Genomic DNA, 17,436 nt, shown 5'->3' with positions numbered 1-17,436 from the left:
CTTTGTTATTCTTGTTCTTAGCCATGTGCAAAACCTCCTCATATGAATTTTAAAGCATTAAAAGGCTTGCCCATTTTTAAACATCTTATACCTCTTTATAAGTTAATTGAACAATAATTATAGCCAAAACAGCACCACTTATCTTCGAAACAATAAAAGGAATAACCATTTCACTAGATAACGTACTTACAAAAGCTAACTGACCACCTAAAACAAAAGCACCACTAATAGCCACTGCACTGGCTAAAACTTTCCCCTTATGATCCATATGCTCAATTTCAGCAAATGTAAGCAAATTACTTGCAAGACTGCCAATCATCCCTACAATAGTTGTTTCATTTACTTTAAGTACTTTTGCAATAGGCCTACAGTATCTTATTATAAGATGCTCTACTACTTTAAGCATTGGATAAGCACCCGCTAAGAATAATCCTATTCGTACCACAATTTCTGATGCTTCACTTAATGGAGGAGTATATACTGGCAAAATTGAAATACCTAGTACAACTTCAAGTCCTACAGCAATTAATCCGATAATACTCATAGTAACAATAACCTTACTTAATATGTCAAAACACTTTACTATCTGATTCGTATAACGCATTGTACAATACGCTAGCACAAAACTAAGTACAAAAAGTGGCATACAATTTCTAAGCAACTCATATATACCTATCCCCTGTACAAGGCCTCCTATAAATGATCCAAAAGGAAGAGCAATAATCCCTATTACAAGACCTCTTAAAAAGAAAGGTAAGTCCTCTTTTTTAATCATTCCTAAAGCAACTGGTATAGAAAAACTAATCGTTGCACCTAAGTTAGATGCCAGTAGTATACCAGAAAAATCTGCCATTTGACTATTCATAGCCAGATTCTGTGCTAATTGGTAGCCTCCCATATCTACAGCTAAGAAACTTGCTGGAACAAGAGAAGGATCTACTTTAAAAATACTTGTAACCGGAAGAATTACAGCCATAAGCCCTTCTGTTAAAAGAGGGGCTAGTATATAAATCCCTATCATATTAAGTGCTAAGCTTCCTGATGCCTCTACACCTTTTTTAAATTGAATTCCTAAACCTAGCTTACTTCCAAATATGTAGTCAAATCCACTTATTAAAAGGAACAAAGCTATAATAAAAAATAAAATCTCCGTTACCATCTATCTCTTCTCCTCGTTATAAAATACGATAAAATAGATTAGTGAGGACCGGTACCATCATGTAACAAATAACTCCATTAATAACAGCCATAATAACTACTTCTTCACTAGTATATTTAATGAGTACCGGAAGTGTAGTATCTTCACTTGTTGCCGCTGCTGGTGCAATTGCTGTATAGTGATTACAATATTTAGCTACTATAGGTATAAGCATAAAAGAAAGTATCTCTCTAAATAAATTCGCCAAAAAAGCTATAGTACCTAAATCAGCTCCAGCAAGGTCTGTAATAAGTACCCCTGATAAACTATACCATCCAAGTCCTGATGTAATAGCCACACTTACATTAAGTGGCATATCCATTAGTATACTACATAAAAATCCCCCTGCAATAGAACCTAGAATAATTCCTATTGGAATAATAAGTATTTTAATATGATGCTCTTTAATCTTACTAAATACTTGTTTATTAGCTCCTACACTAATGCCTACGGAAAACATAAGTACAACTAATGCTATATCTGACAAATAGCTGAAATTTACTGCATGGCTGGGTTCTAAAAAGAACTGCCCATATACCACACCTATTATTAAACTAAGTATAATAGCTTTAATCATTTTTCCTCTCCTTCATAAGATGCTTTGTTAACAGATATACTACTCCTACAGATAAAAGAATAGGAATAATAGCAAATATGAAGCCTTTCAACCCCATTCTAGGTAGTTGACTCATAAAGTCATCATTACTTCCCAAATTTACTCCCATACAAAAAATCAGTATTACGATACTTACTACTTGTAATTTATTATTGTAGGTATGCCATTTCTGAGGAAAAATCCATCCTCCAATCAGCATTCCTATTGCCATAATTGTTAATATAACCATGGTGCAAACTAACCTTCCTTCATTCTATAAATGCTTTATAGCATTCTATTGCTTCTTCTTGAGCCTTAGCTCTAATCTTATTCAGCTTGTCATAATTTTCTTTTAAACAATTAATAAGATAATGAAGTATTTCATCATCTTCCTCTTCATTAAGCTTCCCTTGCTTTTCTATAATTTCTATAAGAACAGCCCAAGTTCTATCATCTTTTTTGTATGAAGCACTGTATTTTTATCACTACCTACAATTCATGCATCAATACAATATACTTCTCCATTATGAAATCCCTTTCTATGTATAAATATATAATTATTTAACACAATTATAACATTTATTATTTATATTTAAAAGTTTTACCCCATAAAAATACTTTTAGCAATAATTATTACCCTCGATTTTATTTCAATAATTTAAATTAATTTAAATTATTTATTTTTACACTTGAATTTTCAAAATAAAGGTTGTAAGATTTAATTAAGCAATTACTTAATTAAATGGAAGCAGTATGACTTTAGCTATTCAAATTTTCAAAGCACTTTCTGATGAAACACGCGTTACAATTTTACTTTTGCTAGCACAGCAAAATGTATGTGCTAAGGGAATATCTAAGCGTCTTAATATTTCTGAAGCTGCAGTATCACAACATATTAAGATATTAAAAGAGGCTGGTATTATCATTGGTTATAAACAAGGGTATCGTGTTCATTATTCAGTAAATGAAGATACATTAAATACCCTTATTACTTTTATTAATGATTTAAAAGTTTCAGTCTCATCTGTAAAAGATACTTCTTGCCCTATGCGTGAAAACTGTCCTAAAACCTGCTGTCACCTTAAAACCCAAGGAGGAGAATAATATGAAAATATGTATTCCTGTATCAAAAAACGAAGGTCTATTAAGTATACCGTATGGCCACTTTGGCTCAGCACCACTCTTTATCGTAGTAGATTCTGATACAAAAGAGGTTACACCTATTAAAAATGGTGACCTTCACCATGAGCATGGCAAATGCCATCCTCTACAAGCTCTCCAAAACACACCTGTTGATGTCGTTCTAGTAGGGGGCATTGGTCAAGGTGCTATTCGTAAACTTAATGCTATGGGCATTAAAGTATATCAAACAACTACAGGTAATGTAGGAGATAATATGACTTTATTCTTAAGTGGTCAATTAAATGAATTAGATAGTACACATACTTGCTCTCATGATGGATGTGGACATCACTAAATATAAAAAGGAGTAATCCCTAGGGATTACTCCTTTTTATTATGCAATAATATCATCAAGGTCTATACCTTTTTTGAACTGACTGTTATAAAGGTTTGCATAAAAACCATCTTTTTCAAGTAATTCATAATGTGTGCCACGTTCAATAATCTCACCATCTTTGAGAGCTAAAATCTGATCAGCGTTACGGATTGTACTTAAACGGTGTGCAATAACAAAAGTTGTTTTGCCTTTCATAAGGTGTTCCATAGCTCTTTGAATAGCCACTTCTGTACGTGTATCAATAGAAGATGTTGCTTCATCTAAGATTAAAATGGATGATTTCATAAGTATTGCCCTGGCAATAGCTAGAAGCTGACGCTGCCCTTGTGATAAGTTACTTCCATTATCAGATAAAATAGTATCATAGCCATCTGGCAGCTGCTTAATAAAGCTATGGGCATTAGCAAGTTTTGCAGCCTGCTCTACTTCCTCATCTGTTGCATCTAAGTTCCCATAACGAATATTCTCGCGCACACTTTCAGAGAAGAGATAAGTATCCTGAAGTACCATAGCAATAGACTTTCTAAGACTTTCTCTTGTAACTTCCTGAATATCATGTCCATCAATTGTAATGAGTCCGCTATCAATATCATAGAACTTTGTAAGCAGGTTGATAATGGTTGTTTTACCAGCTCCTGTAGGACCTACAATAGCAATAGTTTGTCCTTTTTTAGCTGTAAGTGTAGCATCTTTTAAAATAGGTTTTTCTGGTACATAAGAAAAATGAACATCTTCAAGAATGACTTCGCCTTCTATATTCTCCATATCTACTGCACCTACCCTATCCTGCTCTTTCTCTTCGTCCATAACTTCAAATACACGTTCTGCACCAGCTAATGCTGACTGAATGGTATTAAATAGGTTAAAAATCTCATTAATTGGTCTTGTGAAGTTACGCATATAAAGGATAAAACTGAAGATAATCCCTACTGTAATATCAAAACCTTTAAGCATTAAGTACCCACCACTTACTGCAACAATAAGGTAAGTAATATTATTAATACAGTTATTCATAGGTCCCATAAAGCCTGAGAAAGTTTGAGCTAAGATAGCTGTCTGAGTTAGGTTACTATTAATTTTACCAAACTCTTCTTTTACCTTTTCCTCTTGTGAAAAAAGTAGTACAGCTTTCTGTCCTGATACCATTTCCTCAATATAACCATTTAATTTGCCTAGTTCTGTCTGTTGCTTAATAAAGTAAGGCTGTGTACGTTTAACAACAACGCGCATTAAGATAAACATAAACGGTGTAGTAAGCAATCCAATTAAAGTAAGTACCGGGCTTAAAAGAATCATAGCAATAAGCATCCCTACAATACTGATAATACCTGAAAAAAGCTGTGTTACACTTTGTGCAAGAGTCATATTAATATTATCTACGTCATTGGTTAAACGACTCATTAAATCCCCACTTGAATGACTGTCATAATATGCAAGTGGTAAACCTTGCATATTTCTAAATAAGTCTTTACGAATACTAAGTGTAGTTGTCTGTGCAATACGTACCATTGCTCTATTTTGTATGAATACAGATACACTACTTATAACATAAAGTACTAACATAACAAGACAGATCTTAGCAAGCCCATTTAAATCTCTTGTTATAATAAATTTATCTACTGTATCACCATTAAGCTTAGTTCCTATAATCGTAATAACTGTTGTAAGTAGTGTAATAAAGAATACAAACACCATAATGTATTTACTGCTACCTAAGTAATGTAAAAGACGTTTTACTGTAGCTTTTGGATCTTTTAACTTTTCTTTCTTATGATGCATCATAGGTATTGGACCTGGTCCACCCGGTCTATGCGGTGCATTCTCTTTATGCTGAGACATTTTCTAATACCTCCTCACCTAACTGTGAAACTGCTATACTACGATAAATATCATTAGCTGCTAGAAGCTGTTCATGTGTACCTATTCCTACAATATGGCCATCATCCATAACAATAATCTGATCCGCATCCATAACGCCTGATATACGTTGTGCAATCATAAAGACTGTGCTGCTCTTCATTCTTTGCTTTAAGGCTTGTAATAATCTCGCTTCTGTTGCCATATCTAAGGCACTTGAAGCATCATCCATAATAAGGATTTTAGGATTTCTTACTAATGTACGTGTAATAGAAAGGCGTTGTTTTTGCCCTCCAGATAAGTTCTTTCCACGTTGTTCTACCACAGAATTAAACTTATCTTCTTTATTGATAATGAATTCATATGCTTGTGCATCTCTTGCAGCATCTTCCATCGTATTAATATCTGCTTCATTATTCCCAAACTTTAAGTTACTTTCTATAGTGCCTGAGAAGAGAATACTATCTTGAAGAATAACACCAATATTTTTCCTTAGGCTTTGTAAGCTCAAATCTTTAACATTAGTCCCTCCAATAAGTACTTCTCCCTCTGTAGCATCATATAGTCTAGGAATAAGACCTACTAATGAGCTTTTACCAGAACCTGTTGACCCTATAATCCCAACTGTTTGTCCTTGCTTAATTTTAAAAGATACATTATGAAGTACAGCTTCACTATGTTCATGATATTTAAAGGATACATTTCTAAATTCTACATCAAATGCCTCAAAATCTTTAGTATCTGTTTTATCTTTGATAGAAGACTCTGCTTCAAGCACTTCATTTACCCTGTCAGCTGAAGCTTTTGCACGTGAGAAGTTAAGCATAATCATAACTACCATAACAAGTGAGTTCATAATTTGAAGTAGGTAATTAATAAAGGCCATAATTTTTCCCGCTTCAATCCCACCAATATAAGCAAGGTTACCACCATACCAAAAAACGGCAATAACACTCAAGTTCATAACAAGTGTTACAACAGGCCATAAAATCATACTCATATTTTGAGCTTTGATACTTGTATCCATTAAATCCTTATTAGTAGCATCAAACTTTTCACGTTGTTTACCTTCTAATGTAAAAGCTTTAATAACGCGAATACCTAAAATATTTTCACGCATTACTAAGTTCACATTATCTATTTTACTTTGCATAGATGTGAAAAGGGGCATAGATTTCTTTAAGATGATTGTCATAGCAATTAGAATAACTGGCATAGCAATTACAAAAATAATAGAGAGTTTCATACTTAAAGCAAATGCCATCACAAGCCCCCCAATACACATAAATGGTGCTCTTACCATAATTCTAAGTGCCATCATAAACATATTTTGTACTTGTGTAACATCATTTGTAAGCCTCGTAATAAGTGAGGATGTTTTGAACTTATCAATTTCTAAGAATGACAAAGCCTGTATTTTTTCAAACATCCCTGCTCTTAAATTCTCTCCCATATGCATACCTGCATAAGCTGAGAAATAAGTACATCCTATCCCTCCAATAAGACCTAATATGGAAAAGATAATCATTTTACCACCAAGACTCAATATGTATGTAGTATCACCATTTGCAATGCCAATATCTATAATATCTGCCATCAACTTAGGTTGCATAAGATCCATTGCAACTTCCAACATCATCATAATGGGTGCTAAAATAGCACATATTATAGCAGATCCTTTTAAAAATCTTAAAAGTTTAAGCATCTTCTTGCTCCCTTCTATTCATATTGTTATAAATACGTTCTAAATAATCTATAAGCTGAGCATATTCTTCTTCAGAAAAACCTTCTAAACATTCTTTATCAAGTTGACTAAAGGTCTCACCTATATTCTTTTGTATATCCTTTCCTTTTTGTGTTAAAAAGACATTTAATATACGTCTATCCTTAGGGTTTGGTCTACGCTCAATCAATCCTGACTTCTCCATAATACCTAAAATGCTCGTCATTGTTGCAGCTTCTCTAGCACAATGAACAGCAATTTCTCTTTGAATGCAACCATCATTTTCAGATAGAAAATCTAAAATTTTAGGTTGTGCATGTGAAAGGTCAAGTTTCTCAAAATACCTACTACTTCTTCTTCTATGCAGATGTCCTACATTAATAAGCGCCATATGCAAGGTATTACCCCTTATATTTGAGAATTTATTCTCCATTATAAACCTCCTCTTTAAATTTAGTTAGATATCTAACTATTAGGCATCTAACAGTTATTACTATAACACAATTCTAAACTCAAGTTCAAGCATTATTTGAGTACATAAAAAGAGTAAAATGTTATTCTCATCCTACTCTTAGAAATTCTTTTTATTAATTTTCTTTATCATCTCAGCTTTATGATTTGCAAACTGTTTATATCTATGTGCATTAGCTCCAGAAGGGTGCGGAAAACCTAATAGACAGTTTTCTTCTTTAAGTTTGCCTTCATTGATAAGCAGTTTAAGTATTTCCTCTACACTTTTACCTAATGGAATAATAAGTGCATCCTTAAGTAAATCTACCTGTGGATAAAAGAAAGTTTCTACATACTTTCTAAGTAGGTCACTTTTAAGAAGAGGTGGCTGATGACCTGTATAGTTTTTCCCTTTTACAAAAGCTGCAAAAGGAATCATAGAAGTTGTATGCAAAAGGTCATCCCTTTCTTCAAATAACGCTGCTGCATGCTCTATCCCAAGCTTATTAGCTAAACCTAGTTCATCTAGCATACTTATAATATTTTTTCTCAGTGAACCTTCAAAACGTGCCTCCCTTTTACATAAATAAGGCATAGCTTCTAAAGGTACATTCTCCTCTATACATAGCCTTGCAGCAGCAATAGATTTATTCATTTGGTTAAATCCTGGTGTAATACCCACAATAAACACTTTTGCACATTCATTAATATGCTGATTATGTGTACAGTAATATAAAGCTATCTGTTCTTGCTCTTCAATCAATAATTCTGGAATTATTAATTCTTCTTTTTTATAAGAAGCTTTTAACGGTAATCCTTTTATAGTATCATAGTAATCTTTAATTAAATATGGCATGTTCTACCTCTGCTTGTCCAATACGTTCAATAACTTCTGCAAAACGTTCTTTTGGATTGGCTACCATTTCATAATAAGCTAATACTTTTTCTGTAATATCCATAATCTCATCTTCTTTACATGTTTTATGGTAAGGTGTTGCAAGTCTAGAGCGTCTACCTAGTCTTCCCCCTAAGAAGATTAAAAATTCTACTTCCTCTTGATGAAGTGCTTCTACTGGACATACTGGTATACACTTGCCACATCTTGAACATTTCTCTTCATCAAGCAATAATGTCCCCTCATCCACTGTAAAAGCTTTATCTGGGCATACTCTTATACACTTTTGGCATAAAATGCAGCTAGCTTCATCTAACTGAATCTTACGCACCGCTAAAAAGGCTAAATCATTTCCTTGGGCTTTTCCATAGCTATTTGGACACCCGAGTATACTTATCTTAAACTTGCCTGGGAGCTGACGCATCAAAAATCTATCTTCCATTTCTCTTGCAAGCTTATCGGTATCTACAAGCCCATGCTTACAAACTGTTCCCTTGCAAGTTAAGATAGCACGTACACTTGGGCCACCTCCACCTATCCTTAAGTTTCTCTCCTTACAAAATTTTAATACTTCTTCTAAGGATTCTTCTTTAATATATGGAATTTCTAAAGTTAATCTACTCGTTAATCCCATCTTACCATTACCGTACTTATGTGCTAGATCTGCTAAATGCTGCATCTCATTTGCATCAAAATATCCTGCTCTACTTAAAAAACGCAGTACAAAATAACCTTCTTGCTTTTGTGCTATAATTCCTTTAGCCTTTAATTCATTTAAGTCTAACATCTCATCCCCTCTTTCAAATCTATTCTCTACGTTCTTTCACACAGGTCAACATTATACAATAATTGATACGCCCATTCAAGTTGAATCATATACCACGTTTCCCGAATCTTTACACAAAAAAAGCTACCGTAGTAGCTTTTAGTTCTTATTTAACGATCCTCTCTAAAATATGCTTCCCCTAAAGCCTTTGGGCCCTTGCTTGCTCCACCTGTACGAATAGACCCTATAACAAGGAAAATAATAGTCATAAGATAAGGTAACATATCTACAAAATATTGATTGATTTGAATGCCCGCTGCTTGAAGTCTAAGTCCAAGTATATCCAGTGCTCCAAATAGAATAGCCCCAAAAATAGCTTTAACAGGGTTCCATCCAATAAAAATAACAAGCGCTACGGCTATCCACCCTTTACCTGCCGTAATATTTTGTTGCCAAGATGGTACATATACAAGTGATAAAAAAGCACCGCTTAACCCACAAAGCATACCACCTAGGACAATATTAATATATTTATAAAGTGCAACAGGAATACCCGCTGCATCGGCCGCACCTGGATTTTCACCTATCATACGTGCATTAAGTCCTACTTTTGTTACGACATAGTACAGCATAAGTATAACAGCTATACCATAGCCTAAATACACAAATAGACTTTGATTAAAGAATGCTCCTCCTATAATAGGGATATTTGATAAAACTGGAATAGCTATAGGAGCAAAAAATGTTTTTACACTTTCTGGCACAATTTGCCCTACAAAAGATTGCCCTACAAAGTTAGTAAACCCTGTTCCAAATATAGTAAGTGCCAAACCGGTTACAACCTGATTAGCACGAAGAGATATAGTCAGCACTGCATAAATAAGTGCCCCTACCCCACCGGCTGCCATCGCTGATAGAAGTGCTAAATAAGGATTCTGTGTCTGTACGCTTGTTATAAAGCCCATCACTGCTCCCATAACCATCATCCCCTCTACCCCAAGGTTAAGATGACCTACTTTTTCGCTCATAATACCACCTAATGTGGCAAAAAGAAGGGGCATACCTGCAATAACTGCTGCTGTTAAAAAGGATTCAATATTCATCTATGCTACCTCCTTTACATGAACTTTATAATTGATAAAGAATTGACTTCCTAATATACAGAAAAGAATAATACCTTGGATAACCTCTGCTGCTGCTTGAGGAATCTGATACACAGTTTGAATATAACTTGCTCCTTGAGTCAGGATGGCAAAAAGAATAGAAACAACTACCATCCATGGTGTCTTAAGATTAGATAACCATGCAATAATAATTGCTGTATAACCTACACCTGCTGTTAAATCCATTGTTAAAGTGTTATTCACTGCCGATGCCTGAATCATACCTGTTAATCCACAAATTGCACCACTCATCATCATAGCAATGAGGATAATTTTCCTTACATTCATCCCAGCATACTTAGCAGTATTTTCACTTTCACCTAATACTTGAATTTCATAACCTATTTTAGTGTGATTAATAAAGTAGTAAATCACTACTACTAAAATAAGCGCGATGATCCACCCAATATGTACGCCAAAAAGTTTTGGTAAAATAGCATTATCTGTGAAATTAGCAATTTTCGGGAATCCCATAGCATTAGGGTCTTTCCAAGGACCATATTGCAAGAATACTACCCATTTTAAAGCAATATAGTTCATCATAAGTGTTACAATGGTTTCATTTGTATTAAATTTAGCTTTAAGTATAGCAGGAATAAGGGCCCAGATACTACCCCCAATAGCACTTAATAAAATCATAGTCGGTAATAAAACAATAGCTGGTAAATTTTTAAAATATAGTGCTACAAAAGTTGCAAAGCAACCACCCATTAAAATTTGTCCTTCTGCACCGATATTCCAGAATTTCATTCTGAAAGCAATCCCAATCCCTACTGCTGTCACAACAAGTGGAATTGCAGTAATAATAGTCTGTTTGATACGATGAGAAGTACCTAAACATCCTTCAAGCATAGAGTAATACACATTAAGTGGATTATGCCCCATAACTGCAATAATCACACTTGTAATAATCATAGCAAGTCCAATAGCTACAAGTGTACAAAACACTTTTTTCTTATTTGATGGATTTGATGCCTTTGTTACCCTAATTTGCATATGTTTTACCTCCCATCATCATCCCAATTTCTTCTTTTGTAGTATCTCGTGCTTCTACAATACCAGTTACCTTTCCACCACACATAACCATAATACGGTCACTTAGCTGTAAAAGTACATCTAAATCCTCACCTACAAACATAACAGCTACACCTTTAGCTTTTTGCTCACTAATAAGGTCATAAATCTGGTGAGTTGCACCAACATCTAAACCTCGTACAGCATAAGCTGTAATAAGTACTTTAGGGTTAGCTTCAATCTCTCTTCCTAATAAAATCTTTTGGATATTTCCACCTGAAAGCATTTTAACAGGATGGAATATGCTTGGTGTCTTAACACTTAATTTCTCTACTAGCTCTTCGGCCTTTGCTTTAACACTGCTTTTATTAAGAAAGAAACCTGTTTGTGTATGATATTCTTTTAAAAGCAAATTATCTACCATATCCATTGAACCTACAAGTCCCATACCTAATCTATCCTCTGGGACGAAGCTCATGGCAATACCTTTTTTATGTATTTCTCTAGGTTTTTCACCTGTAATATTTTGTCCTTCATAAATAAGTTCACCTTGTGCAAGTGGGTAAAGACCTACTAATGCTTCACACAGTTCTTTCTGCCCACTTCCTGCTACACCTGCTATCCCAAGAATCTCACCACTGCGAAGGGCAACAGATACATCATCTAGCATTTTTACACCTTCTTTATTCATAACAGTTAAGTGGTTGGCCTCATATATAACCTTTGTATTTTGTGGTACTTGTCTCGTAATACTTAATTCTGTTTCTGAACCTACCATAAGCTCTGTTAAATGTTTGGGATTTGTATCTTTGATCTCTACAGTTGTTATTGTAGTCCCTTTACGTAGGACTGTTACACGGTCACAAAGTGCCATAACTTCATGAAGTTTATGTGTAATAATAACAACTGCACAGCCTTCTTCTTTCATACGGCGTACAATATCAAAAAGTACCTCTACCTCTTGTGGTGTGAGTACTGCTGTTGGTTCATCTAAAATAAGTATGTCACAGCCTTTATAAATAACTTTTATAATTTCAAGCATTTGCTTTTCACTAACAGACATATCCATGACCTTTTTATCAAGATCTAAAGATAGATTATATTTCTTACAAAGTGCTTTAATCTCATCCAATTCTTTATTTCCTTTAGCCAAAAAGCTCTTATTGCTTCCTGCAATAATATTTTCTTTAGCTGTAAAGCTATCTACTAATTTAAAATGTTGATGAACCATCCCTATCCCATAACTAATGGCATGCTTTGGAGAGGTAAAATGTACTTTTTCCGAATGCACAAAAATAGAACCGCTATCAGGACTATAAATTCCTGATAGCATGTTCATAAGTGTACTTTTACCTGCGCCGTTTTCTCCAAGTAGGGCATGAATCTCACCTTTATTTAATAAAAGGTCAACATTCTCATTGGCAGTAACCGGGCCAAACCTTTTTGTAATCTTCTCTAGTTTTACCACTACTGAATGTTCCATAAACAACGCTCCTATTCAATTTTTATTGGTTGATTTCCCCAATAACATTATCTACAAACCAGTCACATGAAAGTTGTTCTTCATCACTAAGCTCACTACCTTCTGCAACTCTTTCATTACCTGCTTGATCTACAATTGGTCCTTGGAATGCTTTAAGTGTACCTTCAAGCATTTGTGCTTTTGCTGCATCAACCACTTCTTTAGCCTCTGCAGATGCATTAGCTGTAAGTGGAGATACATCTACAACACCAGCTTCAATACCTTCCCAATAACTTTCAGCTGTATATGTACCATCCATTACAGATTGAATAGCTTCTATATAATATGGGCCCCAATTCCAAACAGCACTTGTAAGATTAGCATTTGGTGCTACAGCACTCATATCTGCATGGTAACCAATTGACCAAACGCCTTTTTCCTCAGCAGCTTGTTGTGCACCTGCTGCATTTTGATGCTGTGCAAGTACGTCACATCCACCATCTATTAAAGCAGAGCCTGCTTCTTTTTCCTTTGCAGGATCATACCAAGCATTTGTCCATGAAACTTTAACTGTAGCTTCTGGATTAACTGCTTTTACACCAAGAGCGAAAGCATTAATACCACGTACAACTTCTGGAAGTGGCATAGCTGCTACATAACCAATTTGGTTTGTTTTAGTTTGAAGACCTGCTACTAATCCTGATAAGTATCTAGCATCTTCAATTTTACCAAAGTAGTTAGACATATTTTCTGCTGTTTTATAACCTGAACAATGGAAGAATGTTACTTCTGGAAACTCTTTTGCTAACTTTTCAATATAATCCATATATCCAAATGATGCTGCAAAGATAACATTACATCCTTGATCAATCATATCTCTTGCTACTTTTTCAACTTCTTGAGTTTCTGGCACCGATTCTTTATAAAGTGTTTCAATACCAAGTGCAGCTTCTGCTGCAAGACGTCCTTCATTATGAGATTGTGACCAACCACCATCGGCTACTGGTCCCATAAAAATGAAGCCTGCTTTTACATTCTTTTCATTATTCTCTGTTGCTACTACTTCATTACTTGGTTTTCCCTGTGTAGTTCCACCACTTTGTGCGCATCCTGTTAAAGCAAAAGTAAGTGCTAATGTAAGTGCTAGTGCTTTTTTTAAACCTCTTTTAAACATCTTCTTATCCCCTTCTATTATTCCTAACATTTTTTGTTTTTTTTAATTAAATGTTCGACTTTGTACCCTCATTATAATACCTAACATTTTTAAATTCAAGTAAATTTTTTATTTATTTCTATTTTAAATCATAAAATAATAAAAAAAGAGCAGCCTAAGCTGCTCATTTTCTATATTACATTTTATTAGCTCTTCTTCTATCGCCTTCGTTTAAAATACGTTTACGTAAACGAATAGCATCCGGTGTCACTTCTACTAATTCATCATCTTCAATAAATTCTAAAGCTTCTTCTAAACTAAATACTTTTGGAGGTGTAAGTTTAACGGCATCATCAGATCCTGAAGCACGTGTATTGGTAAGTTTTTTGTTTTTACATGCATTAACAGTCATATCTTCTCTTCTTGAGTTCATACCAATAATCATACCTTCATATACTTCTGTTGCTGGTGGTACGAATAAAATTCCACGGTCTTCAAGGTTGTTAAGTGCATAAGCCATAGTTGTACCTGGCTCTTGTGCAATAAGCGCACCATTTGCTCTTCTTGGAAGCTCACCAACGTATTCTGTGTAGCCTTCAATACGTCTAACAAGTGTTGCTTCACCACGAGAATCTGTAATAAGTTCACTTCTGAATCCTAAAAGACCACGTGTTGTACAGAGGTACTCAATGCGTACATAACCATTTTCTGGTTCCATACTTTGCATCATACCTTTACGCATATTAAGATTAGCAATAGCTGCACCTGAATATTGTTCTGGAAGTGTAATAATAACACGTTCAACTGGTTCTACAAGTTTGCCATTTTCATCACGGTGCATAATAACTTCTGGTTTAGATACACCAAGTTCATAACCTTCACGACGCATGTTTTCAATAAGGATAGATAAGTGAAGTTCACCACGGCCTGATACTTTGTATCCGTCTGTTGTATCCATTGCCTCTACTTTAAGACCAACGTTAACTTCAAGTTCTTTTTCTAAACGATCTTTAATATGTCTTGTTGTAACGAATTTACCACTCTTACCAGCAAATGGTGAGTTGTTAACAAGGAAATTCATAGAAAGTGTTGGATCTTCAATTGTAATTGGCTCCATAGGTTCTACTTTACCCATTTCCCCTACAGTTTCACCAATAGAAATATCTGTAATACCTGCAATTACTGCAATATTCCCACTTGATACTTCTTCAATTGGAACTTGTTTAAGACCTTCATAAGTCATAAGTTTCGCAATACGGCCTGTTCTAAGTTTACCATCATTATCTGAAATTTGGATAGTTTGTCCGTCTCTTACTGTACCTTTATACACACGGCCTATACCAAGACGACCAATAAAGTTATCATAACCTAATGCACTAATTTGCATTTGAAGTGGAGCATCATCCTCTTTTGGATATTCACCAACTTGTTTTACGATTGTTTCAAGAAGTGGCTCAATGTTGTCTGATGGTGTATCAAGATCATATTGCATAATACCTTGTTTACCAATACCGTAAAGAATTGGGAAGTCAAGCTGTTCATCATTAGCATTAAGATCTACGAATAAATCGAATGTCATATCTACTACTTCTTCTGCACGGTGGTTTGGTTTATCAATCTTATTAATAACAAGAATTGGTTTTAATCCTTGTTCTAAGGATTTTTGAAGAACAAAACGTGTTTGTGGCATTGGTCCTTCAATAGAGTCTACTAAAAGAATAACTGTATCTACTGTACGGATAACACGTTCTACTTCTGATGAGAAGTCACTATGTCCTGGAGTATCTACAATATTGATTTTATAGTCTTTATATCTAATAGAACAGTTTTTAGAGTAGATTGTAATCCCTCTTTCACGCTCAAGAGAGTTGCTGTCCATTACACAGTCTACTACTTCTTGGTTTGCTCTAAATACACCACTTTGATTTAAAAAGGCATCTACAAGTGTAGATTTACCCGCATCAACGTGGGCAATTACTGCTATATTAATTATTTTATCATGATTCATCTATTTTCCTCATTTCTGCATGTTTATACGCATCTTATCACAACTTAATATTGTATCATCCTAAGTTTATTTCCTCAACATGTAACATCTTACTATTTTTTTTATATTCCCCTTGTTTTTTTAGCACTTTTTAAGTAATAAAGAATTATTTTCAACTTTAAGACATTATGGTATACTACTGCTTATTCATATTTTCCTATCTTTCCTTATAAGATCGGACTTGTAACGTATGACTAAAATAAAAAGAAAGAGGTTTTTTATGAAAAAGACAGAATATGGCTTATTTACAACAATTGGTATGATTGTTGGGATCGTAATTGGTTCTGGTATTTTCTTTCGCAGTGATAATATCCTAATTGCCACTGGAGGAAGTATTAGCCTTGGGATACTAGTATTTTGCCTCGCTGCGATCAGTATTATTTTTGGAAGTCTTACCATTTCTGAACTTGCTACCCGTAGTACGAAAACAGGTGGTATTATCGCTTATGCCGAAGATACTTGTAACAACTACATAGCTTGCGCTTTTGGTTGGTTCCATACCTTTTTATATTACCCTACACTTATTTGTGTTGTTTCTTGGGTAATCGGTATTTACTCTTCTTTACTATTTGGTATTGAAGCAACTCTTATTACACAAGTTCTTATTGGATTTGTTATTATGTGTATACTTTTTATTTGTAATATACTTTCAGCAAAACTTGGAGGATATTTCCAAAATCTTGCTACAGTAATTAAACTTTTACCACTGTTCATTATTGGTATTGCAGGAATTGTAGCAGGGGACCCTACTCATATTACACCTAGCCAGGCTCCCGTTGTGGAATCTGCTGGTTGGATTGCTGCCATTACTCCTATTGCTTTTGCCTTTGACGGATGGATTATTGCAACATCTTTAGGTCATGAAATTAAAGATGCTAAAAAGAATTTAAAGATTGCGCTTATTTTTGCACCACTTTTCATTCTTGCAATTTATTTACTCTACTTCGTAGGAATCAGCATGTATGTAGGTCCTGAAACAGTTATGAGTATGGGAGATGCTCACGTTGATGCTGCTGCACTTAAACTTCTTGGACCTCTTGGTTCTAAAGTGATTTTAATCTTTGTTATTATCTCTGTTATGGGTACTGTAAACGGTCTTATTATGGGACTTTTACGTCTTCCTTATTCACTTAGTTTAAGAGGCATGTTCCCTCGTTCAGAACAAATCAGTAAAACACGTGAAGGATTAAGTTTTTCTTTATCTGGTGCTTTAGTTGCCTTTATCTTATGTGTATTCTGGATGTTTATACATTACTTTACACAAAAATATAATATCCTTCAGAACTCAGATGTATCTGAAATTGCTATTACAATTAACTACGTACTTTATATTATACTTTATCTTAAGGTTTTCCAAATGGGTCAAAAAGGCGAAATCCAAGGTTTCTGGAGAGGTAAGATGAATCCAATACTTGCAATCTGCGGTTCCCTTATGATTCTTATTGGAAGTATGGGTAACAGTAACTTCTGGATTTATGCTGCCTTCTGCGCTTTACTTCTTGTAGCAGCTGCAGCCTTCTGGCACTATAAAGGCAAAAAATTTAATGCTTAACTATAAAAAAGGGCTTTCACTAAGTGAAAGCCCTTTTTTATT

Annotated in this window: 16 protein-coding genes; 3 read left to right on the top strand and 13 right to left on the bottom strand. The window is 34.5% G+C overall.

Going from position 1 to position 17,436, the window contains the following annotated elements; all coding sequences use genetic code 11:
- Positions 1-85 precede the first annotated feature (85 nt).
- The 3 genes from eutH to H8718_RS02660 are packed head-to-tail and all read right to left on the bottom strand — an operon-like array spanning position 86 to position 2,043.
- Positions 86-1,159, bottom strand: a complete 1,074-nt coding sequence (gene eutH, locus H8718_RS02670; RefSeq protein ID WP_249331405.1) for an ethanolamine utilization protein EutH — start codon at positions 1,157-1,159, stop codon at positions 86-88.
- A gap of 16 nt (positions 1,160-1,175) precedes the next feature.
- Positions 1,176-1,775, bottom strand: coding sequence for a lysine exporter LysO family protein (locus H8718_RS02665; protein ID WP_249331404.1), 600 nt, complete (start codon positions 1,773-1,775; stop codon positions 1,176-1,178).
- Positions 1,768-2,043, bottom strand: a complete 276-nt coding sequence (locus H8718_RS02660) for a LysO family transporter (RefSeq protein ID WP_177671502.1) — start codon at positions 2,041-2,043, stop codon at positions 1,768-1,770. Before H8718_RS02660 ends, H8718_RS02665 begins: the two co-directional genes overlap by 8 nt.
- A gap of 503 nt (positions 2,044-2,546) precedes the next feature.
- Here H8718_RS02660 and H8718_RS02655 point away from each other — a divergent pair.
- The gene (locus H8718_RS02655) at positions 2,547-2,897 is read left to right on the top strand and encodes an ArsR/SmtB family transcription factor (protein ID WP_249331403.1); all 351 of its coding nucleotides are present in this window, start codon (positions 2,547-2,549) and stop codon (positions 2,895-2,897) included.
- Between the two features lies 1 nt (position 2,898).
- Positions 2,899-3,270, top strand: coding sequence for a NifB/NifX family molybdenum-iron cluster-binding protein (locus tag H8718_RS02650; RefSeq protein ID WP_249331402.1), 372 nt, complete (start codon positions 2,899-2,901; stop codon positions 3,268-3,270).
- Positions 3,271-3,309: 39 nt separating this feature from the next.
- Here H8718_RS02650 and H8718_RS02645 read toward each other — a convergent pair whose 3' ends face one another.
- The 10 genes from H8718_RS02645 to typA form a co-directional block, all read right to left on the bottom strand.
- Positions 3,310-5,151: an ABC transporter ATP-binding protein gene (locus H8718_RS02645; protein WP_249331401.1), complete on the bottom strand. Its 1,842-nt coding sequence runs from the start codon at positions 5,149-5,151 to the stop codon at positions 3,310-3,312.
- Positions 5,138-6,874 carry an ABC transporter ATP-binding protein gene (locus H8718_RS02640; RefSeq protein ID WP_249331400.1) on the bottom strand — a complete coding sequence of 579 codons (1,737 nt, stop codon included), beginning with the start codon at positions 6,872-6,874 and terminating at the stop codon, positions 5,138-5,140. The genes H8718_RS02645 and H8718_RS02640 overlap by 14 nt, the downstream gene beginning before the upstream one ends.
- Positions 6,867-7,325: a MarR family winged helix-turn-helix transcriptional regulator gene (locus H8718_RS02635; RefSeq protein ID WP_249331399.1), complete on the bottom strand. Its 459-nt coding sequence runs from the start codon at positions 7,323-7,325 to the stop codon at positions 6,867-6,869. Before H8718_RS02635 ends, H8718_RS02640 begins: the two co-directional genes overlap by 8 nt.
- 138 nt (positions 7,326-7,463) lie before the next feature.
- Positions 7,464-8,198, bottom strand: a complete 735-nt coding sequence (locus H8718_RS02630; RefSeq protein WP_249331398.1) for a uracil-DNA glycosylase family protein — start codon at positions 8,196-8,198, stop codon at positions 7,464-7,466.
- Positions 8,182-9,024 carry a 4Fe-4S binding protein gene (locus H8718_RS02625; protein ID WP_249331397.1) on the bottom strand — a complete coding sequence of 281 codons (843 nt, stop codon included), beginning with the start codon at positions 9,022-9,024 and terminating at the stop codon, positions 8,182-8,184. Before H8718_RS02625 ends, H8718_RS02630 begins: the two co-directional genes overlap by 17 nt.
- Before the next feature lie 149 nt (positions 9,025-9,173).
- The gene (locus H8718_RS02620; protein WP_249331396.1) at positions 9,174-10,106 is read right to left on the bottom strand and encodes an ABC transporter permease; all 933 of its coding nucleotides are present in this window, start codon (positions 10,104-10,106) and stop codon (positions 9,174-9,176) included.
- Entirely contained in the window at positions 10,107-11,162 is a 1,056-nt protein-coding gene (locus H8718_RS02615) for an ABC transporter permease (protein WP_249331395.1), read from the bottom strand.
- Positions 11,152-12,663: an ABC transporter ATP-binding protein gene (locus H8718_RS02610; RefSeq protein WP_249331394.1), complete on the bottom strand. Its 1,512-nt coding sequence runs from the start codon at positions 12,661-12,663 to the stop codon at positions 11,152-11,154. The genes H8718_RS02615 and H8718_RS02610 overlap by 11 nt, the downstream gene beginning before the upstream one ends.
- Before the next feature lie 22 nt (positions 12,664-12,685).
- The gene (locus H8718_RS02605; RefSeq protein ID WP_249331393.1) at positions 12,686-13,816 is read right to left on the bottom strand and encodes a BMP family ABC transporter substrate-binding protein; all 1,131 of its coding nucleotides are present in this window, start codon (positions 13,814-13,816) and stop codon (positions 12,686-12,688) included.
- Between the two features lie 175 nt (positions 13,817-13,991).
- On the bottom strand, positions 13,992-15,803 hold the full coding sequence (gene typA, locus H8718_RS02600) for a translational GTPase TypA (protein ID WP_249331392.1): 1,812 nt from the start codon (positions 15,801-15,803) through the stop codon (positions 13,992-13,994).
- 259 nt (positions 15,804-16,062) lie between these two features.
- Here typA and H8718_RS02595 point away from each other — a divergent pair, with 259 nt between their 5' ends.
- Positions 16,063-17,394, top strand: coding sequence for an APC family permease (locus H8718_RS02595; RefSeq protein WP_177671515.1), 1,332 nt, complete (start codon positions 16,063-16,065; stop codon positions 17,392-17,394).
- Positions 17,395-17,436: the final 42 nt, after the last annotated feature.

Source organism: Zhenhengia yiwuensis, from assembly GCF_014384995.1.
In the GTDB taxonomy this organism is placed as follows: Bacteria; Bacillota; Clostridia; order Lachnospirales; family Cellulosilyticaceae; genus Zhenhengia; species Zhenhengia yiwuensis.
This window is presented reverse-complemented; position numbering and strand designations above follow the sequence as displayed.